Raw genomic sequence first — 249 nt, forward strand, 5'->3', positions numbered from 1 at the left:
CGCATCACCAAGGACGGCGTCACCGTCGCCAAGGAGATCGAGCTCGCCGACAAGTTCGAGAACATGGGCGCCCAGATGGTGCGCGAAGTGGCCTCGAAGTCGAGTGATCTGGCGGGCGACGGCACCACGACCGCCACCGTTCTGGCGGCTGCGATCGTGCGCGAGGGCGCCAAGTACGTCGCCGCCGGCATGAACCCGATGGACCTGAAGCGCGGCATCGACCTCGCCACCCAGGCCGCCGTGAAGGAC

The 249-nt window shown here is 67.9% G+C and carries 1 protein-coding gene; it reads left to right on the top strand.

Annotated elements, in window-relative coordinates; all coding sequences use genetic code 11:
• The coding region (locus tag WDW90_RS40335; RefSeq protein ID WP_336493139.1) for a TCP-1/cpn60 chaperonin family protein at positions 1-249 on the top strand (249 nt) is incomplete at both ends.

The sequence above is a fragment of the Methylobacterium nigriterrae genome (genome assembly GCF_037106235.1).
GTDB classification, from domain to species: Bacteria; Pseudomonadota; Alphaproteobacteria; order Rhizobiales; family Beijerinckiaceae; genus Methylobacterium; species Methylobacterium nigriterrae.